Annotated in this window: 14 protein-coding genes and 1 tRNA gene; 5 read left to right on the plus strand and 10 right to left on the minus strand. The window is 58.5% G+C overall.

What is annotated here, in order from left to right; genetic code table 11:
* The coding region (locus tag ACH2EH_RS03900; RefSeq protein ID WP_395139155.1) for a DNA methyltransferase at positions 1-1,415 on the minus strand (1,415 nt) is incomplete at its 3' end.
* Between the two features lie 70 nt (positions 1,416-1,485).
* On the opposite strand from ACH2EH_RS03900, the gene ACH2EH_RS03905 reads away from it, so the two are divergent.
* From ACH2EH_RS03905 to ACH2EH_RS03915, 3 genes are read left to right on the plus strand one after another with little or no spacing between them, the layout of a single operon-like run.
* Complete coding sequence (locus tag ACH2EH_RS03905; protein WP_395139156.1) at positions 1,486-2,880, plus strand: cryptochrome/photolyase family protein; 1,395 nt, start codon at positions 1,486-1,488, stop codon at positions 2,878-2,880.
* 13 nt (positions 2,881-2,893) lie between these two features.
* Complete coding sequence (locus ACH2EH_RS03910) at positions 2,894-3,613, plus strand: hypothetical protein (protein WP_395139158.1); 720 nt, start codon at positions 2,894-2,896, stop codon at positions 3,611-3,613.
* A gap of 47 nt (positions 3,614-3,660) precedes the next feature.
* Positions 3,661-4,731, plus strand: a complete 1,071-nt coding sequence (locus ACH2EH_RS03915; RefSeq protein ID WP_395090706.1) for a type IV pilus twitching motility protein PilT — start codon at positions 3,661-3,663, stop codon at positions 4,729-4,731.
* 32 nt (positions 4,732-4,763) lie between these two features.
* Here the strand turns inward: ACH2EH_RS03915 and ACH2EH_RS03920 are convergent, their stop codons facing one another.
* The 9 genes from ACH2EH_RS03920 to ACH2EH_RS03960 form a co-directional block, all read right to left on the minus strand.
* A complete protein-coding gene (locus ACH2EH_RS03920; RefSeq protein WP_395139159.1) occupies positions 4,764-5,684 on the minus strand; it encodes a hypothetical protein in 921 nt (306 codons plus the stop codon).
* A 12-nt stretch (positions 5,685-5,696) separates the two neighbouring features.
* Positions 5,697-6,977 (minus strand): NYN domain-containing protein, encoded by a 1,281-nt coding sequence (locus ACH2EH_RS03925; protein WP_395139160.1) that lies wholly within the window; start codon positions 6,975-6,977, stop codon positions 5,697-5,699.
* A 13-nt stretch (positions 6,978-6,990) separates the two neighbouring features.
* Entirely contained in the window at positions 6,991-8,025 is a 1,035-nt protein-coding gene (locus tag ACH2EH_RS03930; RefSeq protein WP_395139162.1) for a branched-chain amino acid ABC transporter permease, read from the minus strand.
* A 2-nt stretch (positions 8,026-8,027) separates the two neighbouring features.
* Positions 8,028-8,987: a branched-chain amino acid ABC transporter permease gene (locus ACH2EH_RS03935; RefSeq protein ID WP_395139164.1), complete on the minus strand. Its 960-nt coding sequence runs from the start codon at positions 8,985-8,987 to the stop codon at positions 8,028-8,030.
* 13 nt (positions 8,988-9,000) lie between these two features.
* Entirely contained in the window at positions 9,001-10,209 is a 1,209-nt protein-coding gene (locus tag ACH2EH_RS03940) for an ABC transporter substrate-binding protein (protein ID WP_395139165.1), read from the minus strand.
* 4 nt (positions 10,210-10,213) lie between these two features.
* The gene (locus tag ACH2EH_RS03945) at positions 10,214-10,573 is read right to left on the minus strand and encodes an STAS domain-containing protein (RefSeq protein WP_395139167.1); all 360 of its coding nucleotides are present in this window, start codon (positions 10,571-10,573) and stop codon (positions 10,214-10,216) included.
* Positions 10,561-12,459: a YfhO family protein gene (locus ACH2EH_RS03950; RefSeq protein ID WP_395139168.1), complete on the minus strand. Its 1,899-nt coding sequence runs from the start codon at positions 12,457-12,459 to the stop codon at positions 10,561-10,563. Before ACH2EH_RS03950 ends, ACH2EH_RS03945 begins: the two co-directional genes overlap by 13 nt.
* A gap of 5 nt (positions 12,460-12,464) precedes the next feature.
* Positions 12,465-15,977 (minus strand): zinc-dependent metalloprotease, encoded by a 3,513-nt coding sequence (locus tag ACH2EH_RS03955; protein WP_395139170.1) that lies wholly within the window; start codon positions 15,975-15,977, stop codon positions 12,465-12,467.
* Between the two features lie 107 nt (positions 15,978-16,084).
* Positions 16,085-16,166: transfer RNA gene (locus ACH2EH_RS03960), tRNA-Leu, on the minus strand.
* 104 nt (positions 16,167-16,270) lie between these two features.
* Between ACH2EH_RS03960 and ACH2EH_RS03965 the strand changes: the two genes are divergently transcribed.
* Positions 16,271-17,647 (plus strand): phosphomannomutase/phosphoglucomutase, encoded by a 1,377-nt coding sequence (locus tag ACH2EH_RS03965; protein WP_395139172.1) that lies wholly within the window; start codon positions 16,271-16,273, stop codon positions 17,645-17,647.
* A 178-nt stretch (positions 17,648-17,825) separates the two neighbouring features.
* Positions 17,826-18,464, plus strand: a complete 639-nt coding sequence (locus tag ACH2EH_RS03970) for a class I SAM-dependent methyltransferase (protein ID WP_395139173.1) — start codon at positions 17,826-17,828, stop codon at positions 18,462-18,464.
* Positions 18,465-18,603 lie beyond the last annotated feature (139 nt).

The following is an 18,603-nucleotide window of genomic DNA, read 5'->3' on the forward strand; positions in this document are numbered from 1 at the left end:
ATCCAGACCGTGATGGGCGCGAGCTCGTGTGCGTAGTCGTTGATCTCAAGTCCGCGCATCTGCTCCGGGCCGACGCGTGGGAAAAAGCCCATCAGGCCGCAGTGCGCCGCCATCTGAATGACGGACTTCTCCAGATCGAGCAGCGAGCGCAGGGCGACATACAGAAAGTTGCCCGACCCACAGGCGGGATCGAGCACCTTGACGTCGGCCAGGCGCTCCGTGAAGCCCGAGAGCAGCTTGCTGAGGGCGGCTTCTTTTTCTGTGCGACGCTTCACTAGGGCGGCTCGCTCCTGCGGGGTGAGATTCGCTCCACGCGATTCCTGCTCCTGGGTCACGGTGTCGCGCTCGGTTGCCAGTGCCTCCGCCTGCGCCCGAATCAGCGCCCACTCACGGCGCAGGGGGAGCATCACCACCGGCTCCACGATCAGCGCAATGTCTTCCCGACTCGTGTAGTGCGCCCCGAGCTGGCTACGCTTGGCGGGATCGAGCGAGCGTTCAAACAGCGTGCCAAACACACTCGGCTCGACACTGCCCCAGTCCAGCGCCGCCGCCTTTGTCAGTGTCGCCAGCTCGCTCTCGATCAGGGGAAGAGTGCTCTCGTCGTCGAACAAGCCCCCGTTGAAGTGCTTGATTCGATCAAAACCAAACACTCCGCCCTTTGCCATCGAGGCGAAGAGCTGGCCGAGGCTCTGCTGAAAAGTAACGGGGTCTTTTTGAAAGTTGCTCACCAGCTTCGTGAAGAGGCCCAGCGGGAGCAGCCCCACGTCTTCGGCGAAGAGACAGAACAGCAAACGAATCAGAAAATGCGCCGTGGCGTGCGGGTCGTGGCCGCGAAGCGTGAGCGAGCGAGCAAGCTGGCCGAAGGTCGCCGCGGCCTCCTCCGTGATCGCCTGGGTGGTCTGAGCGGGGCGCAAACTATCGGGACTCTCGAACAGAGCACGCAGGACAGTCAGCGGAACCAGGGAGCAGGTTTCGGTGGGCTGGTTGGCCTCCAGCTCCGCCAGATCGAAGGCGAAGACGCGCTTGACGGTGCCAGTGAAGTTGGTGTGCACCTCGAAGCGGTTCAGATCACACACCGCGAGCAGCGGCGGGTTCTCTAAGTCCTCGCGGTAGGCTAGAAGCTGCTGGTAGGCATCGGAGAGGTTCTTCCTCTTTCCCTTATACTCGATCGCGAAGTGCCCGCGCTTCCACACATCCGCGAAGCCGTCCACGCGCCCCGACGTGTTGCCGGTCTTGCGCACGCCTTTCTCGAAGGCGTAGTGTGCGCCGGTGGGGTCCGCTTCGGCGGGCGTGCGCTGCCCCAGGAGGGCGCACAGGTCCCGGAAGTGCTCCTGGTAGCCTGCCCGCTCCGTGAGAGTGGCGGCTCTCCAGCGGGCGACGAACGAGGAGAGGGGCAAGGACGAAGCGTGGGACATGGAGAGAAGTTCGGCACCAACAAGAGAATTCCTCTGGGAACCTTACCCGCCGGTTGTTGTTGTTTGACCTATGCCCCCCAAAACCGCGCTTGTCTGGTTTCGACGCACCCTCCGCCTCGACGATAACGAGGCACTGTGCACCGCTCTTGCGGACAATGCGCGGGTCGTACCCGTTTTTGTCCTCGATCCCATGATTCTGTCACGTTCTGACACCGGAGCGCGACGCGTTGCATTTCTCTACGACGGCTTGCGGGCACTTGATGCGGCGCTCCGCGAGCGTGGGAGCTACCTCGTGCTCCGGCACGGCGACCCGGCGGAGGAGCTAGGGCGGCTGGCAGGGGAAACCGGCGCAACGGCGCTCTACCACAGTCAGGAATATGAGCCCGCCGGACGAGCACGCGATGTGCGCGTGACTGCCGCCTTGGGGCTGGAGAGCCACGCGTGTTTGGACCACTTGTTGAGCGAGCCCGAGAGTGTAAAAACAAAGGCGGGAACTCCCTACACCGTCTTCACGCCGTACTTTCGTGCCTGGCAAGAGCAGGCGTTTGCGGTGCCCCGCCCGGCTCCCAGGCGCATTCCCACGCCGCTGGGAATCGCCACCGAGCCGCTCCCAACCGGCAGTGCGGCGCTCCCTGCCGGGGAAACTGCGGCGCGGGCCCAGCTCACGGAATTTGTGCACACCGCGCTTTCACACTACGACACGGGCAGGGAGTTTCCTGCGGATCCCGGCACTTCACAGCTCTCCGCGTACCTGAAGTTTGGGATGCTCTCCCCGCGCCGTGTGCTTGAGAGTGCACGGCTTTTGCGCCAGAGTTTGGCCGTTGGCGAGCGCGGGGGCGTGGATGCCTGGATTCGGCAGCTCGCGTGGCGTGACTTTTACTACCAGATCCTCTGGCACTTTCCTCATGTCGCCACGGGCTGCTTCAAGCCGCAGTTCGACGCCATTGCCTGGCACAACGAGGACGCGCTCTTTACTGCCTGGCAGCGCGGTGAGACGGGCTATCCATTTATAGATGCCGCCCTGCGCCAGCTTGCCCAAACGGGCACGATGCACAACCGCGCACGCATGGCGGTCGCTTCGTTTCTGACCAAGGATCTGCTCTGTGACTGGCGGCTCGGGGAGAACTATTTCATGCAGCAGCTACTGGATGGAGACCAGGCGGCCAACAACGGCGGCTGGCAGTGGGCGGCGGGCACGGGCACCGATGCACAGCCTTATTTTCGTATCTTTAATCCCGTGAGCCAAGGGGAAAAATTCGATCCCGACGGGGTCTATGTAAAACGCTGGTGCCCAGAATTGAAGCATCTACCCGCGAAATGGGTTCATAAACCCTGGGAGCTTTCCGTAAACGAGCAAGCGGCGGTACACTGTGTTCTGGGGCGGGACTACCCCACGCGTATTGTAGAGCACAGCGAGCAGCGCATCAAGGCTCTGGCTCTCTATCAATCTCTAAACGGCGGGTGAAGGAAAACGAAAAATGAGACGACAACTTCTGGCACTAGTCGCCGCTCTGGCACTGACGGGTGCCGCGCGGGCGCAGATGAACATGCCCGATGTTCAGATCATGGTCGCGCCGGGTCTGGGTAACTGGACAGTGGCGGTGGTCTATCCGCGCCAGGTACCGCATGCCGAGACGGAGGCACGTCTGAAGCGCCTGAGCACCATGACGAGCTGGAAGTTCGAGAAACTAGAGTTTGAGGACAAGCGCCTAGACCGTAATGCCATGGACTCCCGGGAGCCCGCCATCCAGCGCGAGGCTAAAAAAGTCGGACCCGCTCCCGTGATGAGCAGTGTCAGCTTCCAGACATCAGCGAATTTAGTGGATCCCGCGCAAGGCACTCTGGCACTGGAGCCGTTCCTGTGCGCCTTTCGGGACCAGAACCGAGTGAATGTGACCTATCTCATCTCAGGCCCATTCACCTACCGAGGGCCACGGCAGTTTACCGATAATCGGGTGGAAATCTCGCTGTCGGCCCAAGAAGGTGCCTTTACCTACCAGGCGCTACTCAAGGACCATAAGTTCGAGCAGCTCAACCTCCCGACAAAAGAGGTAGCCAAGCAGGAAAGTTACCGAGCGGCGGAGAATACTAGCGCGCCCGGTCGCAAGCTTTTGCTGGGAACGGGCCTGGTAGCATTGCTGGCACTGGGAATCGCAGGCATCGCCTACGCTGTTGCACAGCGCTTTCTTCACCGATAGACACTTGAGACACTGATACTACTTAGACGAGGACCTCTCTAAAGACGATGTATGATATTCGCGACCTGATCCGACAGGCTTACGAGTTAAAGGCGTCGGACCTTTTCATTAAGGCCGACTCCCCCCCAATGCTCCGCCTGCATGGCCGTATCTTAGCAGTAGAAGGCACCGAGAAGCTCTCGGGGGACGAAACACGGCGCATGGCCTACTCGATCATGAGCCATGAGCAGATCGGGCGCTTCGAGCACCGACACGAGCTGGATATCGGCTGGGAGCTCGACGGCCTGACCCGTGTGCGCACCAATATCTACCAGCAGCGCGGCACCATTGGAGTGGTCAGCCGACTGGTTCCCCTCAAGCTCTACACTCTGGAGCAGCTCGGAATGCCTCCCGCCGTCGGCGAGCTTACCAAGGCGCGCCAGGGGCTGATGCTTATCACTGGGCCGACGGGCTCGGGCAAGTCCACGACACTCGCGGGCATGATCAACAAGATCAACGAGGAACAGTCTAAGAATATTGTCACGATTGAGGACCCCATCGAGTTTGTGCACCCGGACAAGAAGTGCATCATCTCGCAACGCGAAGTGGGCATTGACACGGACTCCTTCTCGGATGCACTGAAGTACGTGCTACGCCAGAACCCCGATATTATTCTGATCGGTGAGATGCGAGATGTCGAGTCTGTGTCCGTGGCGCTACAAGCGGCGGAAACGGGCCACCTTGTGTTTGGAACCCTGCACACGTCCAGCGCCGCAGAAACCCTAGAGCGTATCGTCAACCTCTTCCCCCCGGAAGACAAGATGCTGCTTTGTATGCGTATGAGCCAGTCTGTGCGCGGCTTTATCGCCCAGAAGCTCCTGCCCCGAGTGGATACCGTCGGGCGCGTCGCTGCCGTCGAGATCATGATCGCCACCCCTACGGTCGCGAAGCTGATCGAAGAGGGCAAGACGGGAAATATCTACACCGCCATTCAAGAAGGCGGGTTCTGGGGCATGCAGACCATGAACCAGTGCCTGACGCGTTACTACAAGGCCGGGATTATCTCCGAGGACGACGCGATGGCAGCCGCCGGAAACCTCACCGAGCTGCGCCAGATGATCCGCCGCCCAGGGACATAAGCTCCCAACGGGGACATAAGCTCCCAGCAGGGTCACAGCTCTGAATCGGTGAACTCGTCGGGAGTGGGTGGGTTTGCAACCACTCGCTCCGCTTCGATTTTGGCAGCGGCTTCGCTCTCTTTATGAACCTCGCGAATCTCCTCCGCGCTCATCTGGCGGCCTTTTTGATAGTAAAAGAGCGCCGCTTTACCCACCGTAATAGTCCCGGAGTAAGCAATGGCGGTCTTTGCCGCCACTCCAATTCCTGCCGGGATCATTCCAGCGAGCTCACGCGCCAGCAAGCGCCAGCCCATCGCCCCCGCCACCGTTCCCAGGATCTCCTTAACCTGCTTGGTGTAGCCCGGCGGGTGACCGTGGGCTGCTGCGAGCCGCATCACCAGCATCGCCTGGTTCTTGGTGAGGACAAAGACATCCACGGCAGACGACGCGGGTAAAAACGGCAGGCTCACGGGCAAGATCCAGGGCAGAGCGGAGAGAAAAGCAAAGCGCGCATTGTTCGAGCTCGCGTTGAGAATCAGGCGCTGTGCCACGATGGGCCGCATTCCGGGCAGGTAGCGCCCAAAGGCCACCAGTTGCGTAGGACGGGATTGGGCGATCCAACGGATGACTTCCTCGAAGTTCCCCACATACGGAGCGCACTTCACGCCCCGTACACCAATTGGTTCGTCGGGGCCAAGCACATAAAAAGTTGCCGCAGAGACCTCGGAGATGCCTTCCTCGGGCGGGTTGTCCAACAAGTAGAAGCGCTCCTTACCATCCTCCCGCTCGACCCGAGTGGCGGTCACGGGAAGGAGACGGTCAAGAAACCACGGGCGATCCTCTTCCGTCCCCACAATGCTCAGCCGAAAATCCCGAGTCATCTCCTCGCGAATCACGCGGGGGGAGACCTCACTCATCATCCGCCAAAAACTCCAGGCCTGATTTGCAACACTCTCGATTTGGACAACTCTCACAGCGTGACGCTCCTACCCGCCTCCACTGCGGCCCACGGTCGTGTAGTCCGGTGCAGAGACAATCTCAATTAGCTCCTTGACACTTTCCAGGTCGTCCGGGTTACCATCGTAGAGCCACTCATTGAGTGCTTCCGCATCCACGCCCTCGCGATCCCGCTCCCAGAGCTTGCGAGCGATCCCCCGCTCCGTCTTCTCGATCAGGTCATCGGCACTTAAAATATCAGGCTGTAGGGAGGTCTTCCGATCCCAGAGCTGCTTGGAATCAGCCTCATCGCTTCGGTCAAAGTAGAAGCACCAGGTATAGAACAGATGGTAGACCGCTGAGTTCACCGAGTCCCAGGAAATCGTCGGGAAGTGCTCCTCCACGGACGCGTGAAGCTGATCTTTTGCCTCCTTAAGCGAGACTCCTCCGCTCGCTTCGGCCTTGGCAAAAATATCGTAGAGTGCCACAATAATCTGGTGCCGTTCCTCGCACGTCACATAGCGAAAGTTATTCTCCCGCAGCCAAGCGCGAAGCTTATCCGCTGCCGTCGGAGGCGTGTAGATAGCTCCCTCCTCCAGCTCCAGTGTTCCCTGAGGGGCAACCGTCACATCGCCCACCTGCGGTTTATGAACATCCACAATATCCAGATGCGCTCGGAGGAACTCAAGAAACGAGCCATAGCCCAGCCGCGTCTCGTCAAAGAGTGGATCGAGCCGCCGCATCTGAATCTTGAGTGCAGAGCCGGGAACGGGACGATTCCCCATGACAGTCAGTGCCCGCGTGAGGAGCCCCACGGGATCCGCCGTCGGTGCTTCCCGAAGGTCATCGTAGAAAACGAAGCGATCGCAGGCCTTAATGAGATAGCTCGCCGTGTTCGAGCGCACTCCGAGCCCAAGGACATGGAGCCCAAGCTCGCGCAGCTTCATGACTAGTGGCGTAAAGTCTGAGTCTCCAGAGATAATGGCAACATGCGTGATTTCCGATTGCCGGAGAACAAACTCAACCACATCCACCGCCATCCGAATATCGGCTCCGTTCTTACCTTTTTGCGTCAAGGGAAAGGTCTGCACCGGCTCAATGGCATTATCAAGTAAGTCCGATCGGTATTCTTTAAAGACGCTCCAGTCCGCATAGGCACGCTTCAAAAGAACTCGTCCTTGTGTCATCCGGACAATTTCCTCTAGAATCAGCTTGAAATCTACACGATCATTCTCAAAAAAATCATCTATGGAACGCTTTACATTCTCGAAATCAATAAATACTGCAACTCGGTGTTTTTTATCACCTTCAGAAATAAATGGCCTATTCAATTTTTCCCATCCCCTATTTTTTCTTAAAAATACGCTTCAGAGAGAACTCTCCTCGGCCAAAAATACCCTGCGGTCGTACAAGCATCATAATCACGAGTGCCAGTGCATACACTACCAGACGGTACTGGTTGGCTTGCTGTCCTAACGAGTAGCGCAAAACCTCTGGAAGCGCTGTCAGCACAATCGCCGCAAGTGCCGCTCCCGTAATCGAGCCCAGTCCCCCTAAAACCACCATTGTCACGAAGTCAAAAGACCGCACAAAATTAAACGAGGTGATCAAGATCGTGCGCTCGTAGTGCGCAAACAATGCACCGGCAACCCCCGCAAAAAAAGCTCCCAGCACAAATGCCTTCACTTTGACCGTAGTCGTGTTAATCCCCATTGCCTGCGCCGCGATCTCATCCTCACGCACCGACAGATAGGAGAGCCCATGCACCGAGAAGCGCAAGTTACGCGACACCAAGATCACGACAAGCACCATGCCGTAGACCCAGAAAAAGTTCGTCAGCGCCGGAACCTGCACCCCAGAATTTAAATCACCCGAGAAGCCACGCGGCCCTCCGACAACATCTAGGTTCTCGACCACAACCCGGATAATCTCCCCGAATCCCAGGGTCACAATCGCTAGATAATCCCCCCGCAGGCGCAGGCTTGGCAAACCAACAAGATACCCAATTCCCGCCGCCGCCAGCCCTCCCACAAGCATCGAGAGTAGCATTACCGGGCCGCCTGAGAGCAGCGAGTAGAGTGGCGAGGAAAAGTCCCCGTTCTTGGGAATAAACGCAAAGAGCTTGTCGTGGCCGTAGACCGTCAGCGCGGCCGCCACGTAGGCGCCCACAGCTTGAAAGCCCGCGTGCCCAATCGAGAACTGCCCGGTAAACCCATTGATCAGATTCAGTGAGACCGCCATGATGATCGCGATCCCGCAGAGCATCACCACCCGGTAGACCACGTCCTGCAAGTAGAGTGGGAAGAGCAGCGAGCCCGCCATCAGCCCTACCAGAGCCACCGCAGCCCCGCCCAGTCGCTTTAATATTATCTTCTGCATGGCTACACTTTCTCCGGTGCGTTCTTGCCCAGAAGCCCTGCAGGTCGGATCAGGAGCACCAGAATCAAGATCACAAAGGCCAGTGCATCCACCCAGCGCGACGGGTCAAAGTCGTAGGTACCTAACTTGATATGCGGCGCACTCTTCACAAAAGACTCGGAGAGACCCATGAGGAGCCCCCCCAGCATCGCGCCGGGAATCGAGCCGATGCCCCCTACCACAGCGGCCACAAACGCTTTAATGCCGATCTGAACGCCCATCAGCGGCAGGATACTCTTAAACGTCAGTGCGCCAAAGAGCACCCCCCCAGCAGCAGCAAGCGCCGCGCCCAGACCAAAGGTAAAGGAGATCACGGCATCCGTATTGATTCCCATGAGCGCCGCCGCGTCAAAGTCATGACTCACGGCGCGCATCGCCTTGCCCATCTTGGTGCGCTGGACGATATACCAGAGAATCGCCATGAGCACGAACGCGGTGATCACTAAGACAAGCTGGTTCTGTGAGATCGTCAGATTCCCCAGATGCAAAGTGGCCTCAGGGCCACTCGGAAGAATCTCGGGGTAGAACTTAGGATCCACGCCAAAAACAAACGGAAGCTGTGCCATTCCCTCCAGAAAAAGCGAGACACCGATGGCGGTAATAAGCGCCGTCAGACGCGGCGCACGGCGCAGGGGCCGGTAGGCCAGGCGCTCGATGATCAGCCCGAGGGTCACACAGGCCGCCATCGAGATCAAAAGAACGGGCAGGAGCTGAAGCAGCCCTGCCCAGACCGTTACCTGCTGCTTGACTTTGAGCCAGCGCGAGGCAAAGTAGCCGACGTAGGCCCCGACCATGAAGATATCGCTGTGGGCGAAGTTGATCAGGCGGAGCACTCCGTAGACCATGGTGTAGCCCAGAGCGATCAGCACATAGATGCTACCGATCTGGACACCATTGATTATATTTTGTAAGAACTGGTCCACGTGCCTACTTCATCTACTTCGGGTCAACGGTCTTGACGTACTTAAACTCAGCGCCACTGATCTGTAGAACCACCGCGCTCTTGTTGGCATTGCGGTTCTCGTCAATGGTGATCTTGCCCGTCACCGCGACGTAGTCTTTGGTCTGAGCCAGCGCGTCACGAACTTTTTTACGCTCGATAGAACCCGCGCGCTTGATCGCGTCGGCGAGGATCATCATGGCGTCGTAGCCCTGGGCCACGAGGCTTGCGGGCGCTTTTCCGTTCTTGGCCGTGAAGGCCTTAACGAAGTCCTGCACTTTTTGGTCTTTGGAGTCCTTGGAGTAGTGGGTCGAGAAGTACGCGCCCTCCAGAGCCTTCCCCGGACCGCCTGCGCCCTCGACCAGCTTCTCGGAGTCCCAGCCATCGCCGCCCAGCAAGGGAACGGTGATGCCTAGCTCTTTTGCCTGGCGCGCAATCGTCCCGACCTCGTTGTAGTAGCCCGGAATAAAGATCCCATCGGCTGCTGCGGTCTTGATCTGCCCGAGCTGGCTGCGGAAGTCAGAGTCCTTGGCATTGTACGAGGCATCGGCGACAATCTCGCCGCCCATCTTGGTGAACTCTTCCTTGAACACGTCCGCCAGGCCCACGGAGTAGTCCTGGGACGGATCACGCAGGATCGCCACTTTCTTGAGCTTGAGCTCCTCGGTGGCGAACTTGGCCATGACATAGCCCTGGAACGGATCAATGAAACAGACACGGAAAATATAGTCGCCGACTTTGGTCACATCCGGGTTGGTAGAGCTCGGGGAGATCATCGGAATGCCCGCTCTTTGAAACTCTGGAGCGGCTGTCTTGGAGCGACTGGAAGCGACTTCTCCGATCACAGCGACGATCTTGGAGTCGGAAGCGAACTTAACTGCGATTGTCTTGGCTTCGTCCGCCTTGCTCTGGTCGTCCTGAGTCTCGACTTTAACCAGCATCTTCTTTCCGCCCACCTCAATGCCACCCGCCGCGTTGAGCTCGTCAACCGCGAAAGCAATGCCCGCGTTGGACTCGACGCCAAAAGTGGACGTCTCCCCGGTCAACGAAGCGTACTGCCCGACATTGATCGTATCGGTAGAACCATTGCCAGAGGCATCTGCGGACTTGCCCGCGTTGGGGTCTTTACAACCCGTCAGGCTCAGGGAGAGAACCAAACCAGGAACCAGCGCCTTCAGGAGCGCCGCTCGGGAAAATTTCTGCATCTTGCTACCCTTCCTTAAATGCAGCCGCTTCAAGAGCCGCCGCCTCATCGTCAAAAATCGAAAATACAGGCAGTAAGCCCGTAATCGTAAACGTCCGCCGCACCGCGCTCTCCTGACCAATAACCAGATGGAGGCTTACCCCCAGAGGCTCTGCCTGCTTCCGGACGGCCACGAGCACGCCCAGTCCGGTCGAGTCCACATAGGAGACACGCTTCAAGCTAATCACTAAAGCCCTGGACGATCCGCCGAGCTGATTCTCCAGCTCGGTTTTCAGGCGGGGAGCGTGGTAGGCATCCAGCTCACCTGTGAGCGCGACAAGCGGAACTCCCCCCTGAATTGTCGTTTGAATAGTCAACTCCGCCATGGTTTTCCCCTTAGTGCACTTAACATAAGCCCAAACAGTATACACCCTGCGGTCAGTGAAAGAAACAGTCCGACTCGCCAAAATAGAGGATCGTAGCGAAATAGTACCCGTTTTGTGCCAGCGGGAACCTGCACTTTCATAAAAATCGGCGGAGCTGTCTGTATCTCCAGCGCCTTCCCATTTGCCCAGGCACGCCACCCTGCGGCATGCACTTCACGTAAGACGACCTCAGTACCCATTGGGACGATCTCAAAGCGGCCAGGAACTTCGCTCTCGACAGTTCCTCCGGAGACCAGCGGGGCGGGACTTGCTAAGACGCGTGTGCCATCACTTCCCTCCACTAGCCCCACGCCGAGTGCCTCAAGCTGCTGTACTTGCTCTACAGAGAGCGCCGCAGGATTCGTCGGGAGCGCCCCCAGAGCTTTGAGCGTTTCGCTCACATCGCGTCGTGCCACGGGTTCGTAGCCGCTCGCCTGCCGCCAGCGCCGCAAGAGCGGCAAGTTTGGCGTGGTAAGCGTCATCAAAGCCTGGGAAGGCAGCCCTTGATAGTCTTTATAGGGTGCCAAAAACTTCCACTGCGCGTAGGGCTGCGATGCAAACACACGCCCGACAGGCGCGATCGTCGAGGCTGAGACAACGCGCAGTGCTTCGGGGGGACATGTTGGATTCAGCGTGCGGGAAAAAAAGATCAGCTCCCCCATCGCCCCCAGCACCAGAGCCCATTTTCCCACCTCGCGCAGCCGTAGCTGATCTAGCCCGTAGGCCGACAGAATGGAAAGAGCAAATGTTCCCAGGTAGAGCCAGCGGGCCGGATCATGGAACTGCTTCACGCCGGGAAGCGCATAAAACGCCAAAACATAGAGCCCTCCGTAGCGGCCCAGAGCCAGCCAGAAGCTCAAAAGCGCCCCCCAGAGCCAAAAAGTGATCACTGCCCTCTGTCTAGGCAGTTTGTTGCCTTGAACAAAAAAAACAAGTACCAGTGGAACCAAACCAATGTAGCAGCATGGCTCCCAGAAGTTGGCTTTTCCGTGCCAGCCACCCGGAAGCGCGGGATTACCCAGAGCATTGGGAGCAATCAGTAGGATCAGCTCGCGCCAGGGCAGATAGAAACGATTCGCGGCGCCGAGGCTCAGTTGCGGACGGGTAGAGGCAAGGGCGTGCTCGACAACCGGCAGAAGCTGGGCAAGCGCGAGAGCCAGCCCAAGAAGCGCCGCGAGTGCCAGTGCGCTCAGAGGCCGCAGGCGCTCCGCGCGCGGGAGCGTCATCAGGCGGAAGAGTACCCACGCCAGCACCAGATACAGCTGCATCAGCGTGACCTGCGCATGCGCCGCCAAGAGCGTCAGCCCCACACAGAGTCCGAGCAGGGCGACGCGGCCTGGCAAAGGGCGCATGATCACTCTCCCAGTGGCCCAGAGCAACCAGGGAAGCCAGCTCATGGCCTGGAGCATGTTGGGAAACTGTACCTTAGAGACAAACGCCCCGCCAAATGCAAATGCCACTGCGCCTAGAGTCGCCGCGACAGGCGTGAGCTTCTGCTGGCGCAAAAAAACGAGCATCCCTAGCCCGGCCCAGAGGACATGCAAGAGGGTTGAAATTGCGTTAGCACGCGCGGCTTCAAAAATGAGCAGAAGCAACGACGACGGATAAAGCGGCCACGTCTGTGGGTTACCGACAAAGGGCTGACCACAGTTTATGTAGGGGTTCCAGAGCGGGATGCGCCCCGCCAGGAGCTCGCTGCGCTGGAAATCGAGCTGGGGTAGAAAATAGAGGGACAGATCCCCGTAAAAGAGAACCCGCCCTCGGAACACCACCTCGGCGAAGAGAAACAGAGTTCCCAGTGCCAATCCCCCCCCACCCAGCAGGGCGAGGGGGATTGGCCGCGACACGAGGGTCATTTGCCAGGGCGACCGAACAGAGAGCCAAAGCCGCCACCGCCGCCACCAATATTGACTTTGGCATCCAACTGACGCTGGACTTTCTCAGCAAGATCGGTGTAGTGCAGGCGGGTGTACTCATCCAGAGTGGGGATTGCCTGAGCCAGCTTGAGTTTTTCACGGAGCATCTTCAGGTGTGCTGCCGCCAGCATCCGGCTGTCATCGGTGCTGTTGCTGCTGGCGAGTGTAATGAGCGACTCGACATGCTGGCGCTGGATCTGCCGCCGCTGGAAGCCGACATTCTGCTTGGTGACTAGCTCGCCCCAGACCGCATCCCCAACCGTCTTGAAGAGCGTGGGAAGTGTCAGTGCCTTGCTCAGATCCGCCGTCTTGTACTCGTTGCTAGAGACACGCATGATGGTTGCGGTGGAGAGCAGGCGGCGAACCGCGCCTTTTTGCAGGTTGGCAATCGCCTCGCCGATAAAGAACTCCGAGGGCCGCGACTCAATCGGCGCAAGATCCACCGTGAGCTTTTCCAGATAGCTTTGCGGAAGCTTCAGTGCCCCTGGTGCCAGAATATATTTAGCGATCATGTCCAGAGCACGTTTCTGCTGCAGGGCATCCACCGGCTTGAGATTGGGCTTCTCCCCAATATCGCCCTTGAAGCTGCGCCGAACCTGCTGTGCCCCAATAAAGCGGCTCGCCTGACCTGAGCCTGCTCCTATCATGCTCACAATCATCTGGACATGGCGGGAGAACTCCACATAGCTCTCGCCAGGCTTAACACGTTTGTCCAGCTTCCCCAGCATCGCCTGAGCCGTCTGCATGACCCGCTCCCAGTAGTCGAGCGGGTTGGCCGAGCTATCGAAGCGGGTGATGGTCGGATCGAAGCCATCCGCCTCACCATCGGTGTTGAAGAGCAGGCCGGGGCTCCCACTGCGGCGCGCGATCTGCTTGAGCAGCGGTAGCTCATCGTCGGGCTTCTTGGCGGTGGGAACGGGCGTGTAACCGTACTCCAACGCCCAGTAGTCGTAGACCCCCGGGCTGAGCGAGAAGAACGGAACGCCGTTGGCCTTGAGCGCGGCGATATTCATCGGGTTGTAGTCCATCAGCGACGCGGCGATGGGCTTGCTGGGCAAGAGAACCTTAGGATCACCAAGCTGGGCCAGAGTGTACTGTGTCGAGGCGACAAAGTTATGACGTAGCCCCAGAATATGCCCGAACTCGTGCGCGACAACATCCTGGAGGAACTGCGCGACGTAGTCTTTCTGGCTGATCTTGCCCTCCGCCAGCAGGTTCACCGCCGTCAACCCAAACCAGGCGTTGGCACGAGCAAGATGCCCGTACTCACAGCGAAGCTTGCTATTGTTTTTCGCCTCATGGGTCTCGTAGTCCGCCACATGGGTCTCGTAGTCCGCCACAGCGGAGAACGCCTGCTCCGGCGAGACCATGTCTTTATATTCCACCTTGGTAAGCTGCGTCATGGCCGCGTCCACGGTGATGCTCGCATTGAGAATCTGACCGGTCAGCGGGTTGGGGCGAAAGAGCGCCACGGCATAGGCATCACTAGGGTTGGGTGAGATCACCCAGCGGATCACGTTAAAGCGCATGTCCGCCGTGTCCGTGGGAACCAGGCCCTTCTTCGCCTCATCATCGGTGGGTTTATCGGGCATCTGCTGCACCTGAATGGCATTTTTGTAGCCCGCTTTCTCCAGCACCGGGTTCCAGGAGAGAATCGCACTGGCCATCGGCTTGCGGAACTCCTCAGGGATCGCGTTGTCGAGCCAGAAGACAATCGGCTTGACGGGATCAGAGACAGCGGCCTCTGGGTTCTTCTTACGCAGGTCCCAGCGGAGGATAAAGCGCTTGGTAAGATCAAGCTTGTCGTCGCGCTCTAGTGACTGGTAGTCCGTGGTGAAGTAGCCGATCCGGGGATCGTTGAGGCGCGGAATGTAGCCATTGTCCACGGGCAGAGCCGAGAGATTGAAGGTCACCTGAACCGGAGCACTCCGTGGATCACCCAGAGTCGCGGAGCCGGTCATCAAAGGCGAGAGGCCACGCACAAAGTGGTACTGGCTGGTCACCACTAAATTCTCGGGGAAGTTCTTCACGGACAGAACATAAGTCTTCTCACGGTCCAGCCCCATTCCCCCACCGACAGGTGCCGCCATCAGTCCAGGTATCGGGGGCATCCCGGAGAAAGCGAACCCAATGCCTAGGAAATCGCTCTTGAAAAACTCAGACAGATCAATTAATAAGCTCTTGCGATCGGTCTGTTTGGCCTCAATCCGAAAGGTCTGCAAAAACGAAAGGGGCGGCATGGAGCGCTTGAGTGCTTTCTCCGTCGGGGAGCCGGGTGTAACCTGGAAGTTGTTATTGGGAACGGCAAGATAGAGCTTATCGTCCGGGCTCTTGGTGAGCTGAAAGACAAAGTCCGCAATGGGGTCGCCCGCAACCGCATGGTCCGCATCACCGGTACTAAACGTCGCCTGAAGCATCAAGAGCTTATCAAGCTGATCCTCGCGGACTTCGGCGTAGATCGTGTCCTTGCCATTTTCCTCGCGCTTGCGCCAGAGGGTCAAGACGCCGGGGAGCTTTTCGTAGTCCTTGACCACTTCATCAATGGTCTTGGGCTTTGCAGGCTCTACTTTCGGGGGGGTCGCCTTGATACTGCTCTGTTCTGGCTTGAGGCTGGCCTGGGCCTTCTTGACAATATCCTCGGGCAGCGGCCCGCCGCTCTCACGGTTGGACTTAAAGCTCGCGCTGACAACATCGCCATCCCCAAACGGAATGTTCGAGACAACAATATCCGATGCCACATCATCGCCGCTGGCCGGTTCGATCCAGATTAGCCCCTTGGTCGAGATGGGGTTCTTGCCGCTGTTCTCGGTGTAGGTGATCCCGATACGGGCGCACAGAGTCCCGTTTTTCTCCTCTAGCGCCTGGAACTCGTACTCGCCCTTGCCCTCAACCAGCCCGAGGTTGGCATCGGCTTTGTACTCGCGCACCCACTTCTCACCTGGAGAGACTGCTTTATCGGAGAAGCCAATGGACGTGGCAACATAGAGCCGCTGGTCGCTGTGGTCTTCATCTTTTTCGGTCTTGCTGCTCTTGTAGCTCACGAGGGTACCGTCGGGCTTGATCGTGAACGTGTCTACGTCTTTGCCAAGCTCCGGATCGTCGGGGAGCTTCATTCCATTAAGAAACTGCTGGATAGAGTCCGTACGGCTCTCGTAGGTGATCTCCCCGCTAGCAGCCACGGCGGTGTAGTTGATCCGGTCCTGCTCTTTGAACTCCAGAGTGACTTTCTGCCCACCCGGCCCTTCTACGGTAAATACTGCAGTGGCATTGATTTTCTTGACAAGCCCCGCCTGGGCTTTATTGACAAACAAGACTTTCTGAGCGGCGGCAGGCGGCTGCGTCGGTGCCACAGGTGGGGCAGTCGGGGGCGTTCCCTGTGCCGTCGTCGGCGTGCTGGGGGCCAGAGTGAGCGCAAAAATAAGCGCGGAGAGGGGCAGAGTACGGTTCAATGACAAACTCCTGAAAATAATAAGAGACGGGTCACTATACTCGATCTCCTCTCTAAATATACGCCAAAGGCTCTCCGAATGTTACGGAGAGCCTCTGACTTTTTTTATGCCCAAGAAGGGACTTGAACCCTTACCCCTTGCGGGACATGGCCCTCAACCATGCGCGTCTACCAATTCCGCCACCTGGGCAACTGAGGGAAAGCTTGCAAGCAAGCGAGAGAGATTCTATCGCGCCCCCTGGGTGCTGTCAAGGGTTGGCGACGTCTGGTATCCTATTACTTGGAGAATTGAACATGCCTTTTGATAAATCGCTTTACCGCGCCTATGATATTCGGGGAATTTACCCGTCGGTGATCAACGAAGAGTTTGCCTATCTTTGTGCCCAGGCATTCGTGCGGGTGATGGGCGCGCAGCGCGTCGCGGTGGGTCGCGATGTGCGCACCAGCGGCGCATCTATGCAGCAAGCCGCCATTCAGGGGCTGGTAGACCTCGGGGTTGAGGTGCTGGACCTGGGGGTGATTAGTACCGAGATGTTGTATTTTGCCTCGGGGATTTTAGACATAGACGGCGGGTTCGCGCTCACGGCGAGCCATAACCCCCGTGAGTGGAACGGCTTCAAGTTCGTCGGCAAAAAAGGCCAACCGCTGGTTCGCGAGGGCAAGCTGGGCGAGATCTACGCCGATATCGAGGCCAGTGTTCCTCAGAAAGTGGCCATACCGGGCACCGTCACTCCGACGCCACTGCTCGAAAACTACGCCGCGTATCTCCAGCGCTATGTGCCTGCAAACCTGCCGCATCTGAAAATTGTGGGTAATGTCAACTTTGGAGCCAATGGAAAGTTCGTTGATGCCACCATTGCCAATCATCCTATTGAGATGGTTCGGCTGAACTGGAACGAGGACGGCAATTTCCCCAAGGGCACACCCGACCCCCTGCTACCGTCTAACCGAAAAGAGGTCAGCGAGCGCATTGTCGCCGAGAACGCGCATTTTGGCGTGGCCTGGGATGCCGATGCGGATCGTTGCTTCTTCTACGATGAGAAAGGCCGCTCGTTTTCGGGCTACTACATCAATGCAGTGCTCATTGAGCACTTTCTCAAGATTGAGCCGGGCGCTGCCGTGGTGATCGAACCGCGCCAGATCTGGGCGACCGAGGCCGCAGCGGCTGAGGGAAGCGGCAAAGCGGTCACCAGCCGCACGGGCCACGGCTTCATCAAAGCGACGATGCGTCAGGCAAATGCGATCTTTGGCGGGGAGAACTCTGGGCACTTCTACTACCGAGACTTCTGGTACTGCGACAATGGCATTATCACGTTTCTAACGGTTCTGGGCATCTTCGCCGAGCATATTCGGCAGGGCCGAACGGTCTCGGAGCTTTTAGACACCTACAAGAAAAACTACCCGGCCAGCGAGGAGATGAACTTTATCACCGAGGATGCCAAAGGGATTATCGCGGCGCTTCAGGCACGCCATCCCGACGCGCAGCTCAGCCAGGTAGACGGGGTTTCTCTTGCCGAGAGCGACTGGCGCTGCAATCTTCGCATGAGCCAGAACGAGCCGGTCTTGCGGCTGAACGTGGAATCCCGCACCCCCGCAGGACTGGAAGAGCACGAAGCCGACCTACTGGCCTTTGTGCTTGGCAGTGGCGCGACCCTGCGCGACGACCACTAATCCACGCGTCGTTTCTAGCCCACGCGTCGCTTCCCCGTTCGCTTGGTGCGTTAAGCGGCATGCCGCAGAAGATGCCCAACCCGAGGGCGGCGACCACTGCCAAAATAACATCGTAGGTATCTCGCATTACAGGACTCTCTGCTGCATTTTCGGTGCCAGGAAACACATTCACTAGCCCATGCTCAATCGCTATCCGCTTGTCTCCCAGATTCTCCAGGCAGCAGGTCGCCGCTGGGAGATTAGCAGCGTGACGGATCTTGATGCGCTTATGGACGGTGTGCACACCGACGAGGACCTGGCGAACTTCCCGTTTGGCATGCAGCTCTGGGCATCGGCGGAAGCGCTGACGAGTCGGCTGGCGCTCGAACCGGCGCTCGTGAAAGACAAGCGCGTTCTTGAGATCGGCGCGGGCGTGGGCTTTGTAGGCCTCGTTGCCGCCCACTTAGGGGCTGCCCAGGTCGTGCAGACCGACTACCACCCGGACTGCCTGGCGCTCTGCCGCAGCAACGCCGCGCTCAACGGCATCACCAACCTCACTGTCCGCAAGGGGGACTGGCGTGACTGGCCCCAGGAGCTTGTCGGATTTGATCTGGTCATCGGTGCGGACATTCTCTACGAGCGCTCTCTTCACTCACCGCTCACTGCACTTCTTCCAAAGCTAGGCGATAAAATTCTGCTCGCTGATCCTCTCCGCCCCGCCGCCCTGGAGTTCCTGGAGAAACGCGAGGCCGACGGCTGGACGATCTGGACGGAAGCCAAGCGCCTGAAGTGGGCGGGAGAGTGGCGCGACATCATGCTTTTATGGATTCAGCCCTGAGTCGTAATGCGATACAATGCCAGGGTTCGCTGGGCTAGTAGCGAGGCGGGCCGATTTTTTGAGGTCTGCATGAAGAAAAAGATTCTTGTTTTGGGGTCGGGTCCGATCCGCATCGGTCAGGGTATCGAGTTTGACTACT

This window comes from Armatimonas sp., from assembly GCF_043760365.1.
Classification (GTDB): domain Bacteria; phylum Armatimonadota; class Armatimonadia; order Armatimonadales; family Armatimonadaceae; genus Armatimonas.

What these genes read in the sequence shown, in the direction of transcription:
- ACH2EH_RS03915 (WP_395090706.1), top strand. Translation starts at nt 3,661, where the DNA reads ATGTATGATATTCGCGACCTGATCCGACAGGCTTACGAGTTAAAGGCG.
- ACH2EH_RS03930 (WP_395139162.1), bottom strand. Translation starts at nt 8,025, where the DNA reads ATGCAGAAGATAATATTAAAGCGACTGGGCGGGGCTGCGGTGGCTCTG.
- ACH2EH_RS03965 (WP_395139172.1), top strand. Translation starts at nt 16,271, where the DNA reads ATGCCTTTTGATAAATCGCTTTACCGCGCCTATGATATTCGGGGAATT.
- ACH2EH_RS03905 (WP_395139156.1), top strand. Translation starts at nt 1,486, where the DNA reads ATGCCCCCCAAAACCGCGCTTGTCTGGTTTCGACGCACCCTCCGCCTC.
- ACH2EH_RS03970 (WP_395139173.1), top strand. Translation starts at nt 17,826, where the DNA reads ATGCTCAATCGCTATCCGCTTGTCTCCCAGATTCTCCAGGCAGCAGGT.
- ACH2EH_RS03910 (WP_395139158.1), top strand. Translation starts at nt 2,894, where the DNA reads ATGAGACGACAACTTCTGGCACTAGTCGCCGCTCTGGCACTGACGGGT.
- ACH2EH_RS03945 (WP_395139167.1), bottom strand. Translation starts at nt 10,573, where the DNA reads ATGGCGGAGTTGACTATTCAAACGACAATTCAGGGGGGAGTTCCGCTT.
- ACH2EH_RS03940 (WP_395139165.1), bottom strand. Translation starts at nt 10,209, where the DNA reads ATGCAGAAATTTTCCCGAGCGGCGCTCCTGAAGGCGCTGGTTCCTGGT.